Genomic DNA, 1,069 nt, shown 5'->3' with positions numbered 1-1,069 from the left:
GAGCGTGTCATAGAAAGCGTCACGTACGAAGCAGCAGGGTGCGGAAAGTGTGTCCAGCACCAGCGCAACCCTGCAAGACGTAGCTTCGGTAGACGACTTCTTGAATGTCGCGGCTACTGAGACAGTACCGCTGTTCAAGCACCTTGAGTTCGAGTTTCTACTGGAGTACGACGTGTTCGCCCCCGCTTCGAGGGGGCGAACACGAGTTCACCAGCCACCAGACCTCTTTCGCGGCTTTCTGCACTGCTACTACAAGGATATCTACGGCACACGACCAGTTGCACGAGAACTCCAGCACGGCCTCGCTTGGTACTACTGCGGACTTGAGAAACCGCCATCGAGAGACACGATTGATCGGTTTCTCACCGACCTCGAACACGTCATCGATGATGTCTTCGACAGGCTCGTCGAGCAGGCCGCTGCCCGCGGCCTGCTCGACTCGACGTACTCCATCGATTCGACCCACGTCGAAGCGATCCAGTACAACGACGCTGCCTCATGGAACTACGATCCAACAGCCGAAGAGTACTACTACGGCTTCGGTTGTACGATCGTCTCAACCGGCACAAAGATCCCGATCGCGGCGGAGTTCACCCAGGCCAAACAAGCAGACCAAGAGACGGCGATTCGCGTCACCCGTGACGCGCTCGCCGTCGATACACCGATCTGGATGCTTGGAGACAGTGCCTACGACATTCTCGATTGGCACGACCACCTGCTGGCCGCAGGGGTCGTGCCAATCGCACCATACAATCCGCGAAACACTGACGACCCGAAAAACATCGAGTACAGGGTCGAAGACCGAATCGAGGAACACAGCGAGGACGTTCAGCTGAAACAATCCATTCTGGACGAGACGTACAACAACCGGACAGGAGTCGAACGAACCAACGATGCAGTCAAGGACTGCGGCCTCGGGCACGTTCGCGCCCGAGGCCGCGTCCACGCACGAACAGAAGTGTTCGTTGCGCTGTGTCTTCGGATCGTCATTGCAATCACCAACTACGAGCGAGGACACGATCCGGGACGTGAGATGCTCAAGCTATGAGTTGGATTCTATGACACGCTC

Annotated in this window: 1 protein-coding gene; it reads left to right on the top strand. The window is 57.1% G+C overall.

Annotated elements, in window-relative coordinates; genetic code table 11:
• The first annotated feature begins 49 nt into the window (after nt 1-49).
• Nucleotides 50-1,048, top strand: coding sequence for a transposase (locus RBH26_RS21300; protein ID WP_306760373.1), 999 nt, complete (start codon nt 50-52; stop codon nt 1,046-1,048).
• Nucleotides 1,049-1,069: the final 21 nt, after the last annotated feature.

Source organism: Natronolimnohabitans sp. A-GB9 (assembly GCF_030848565.1).
In the GTDB taxonomy this organism is placed as follows: domain Archaea; phylum Halobacteriota; class Halobacteria; order Halobacteriales; family Natrialbaceae; genus Natronolimnohabitans.
This window is presented reverse-complemented; position numbering and strand designations above follow the sequence as displayed.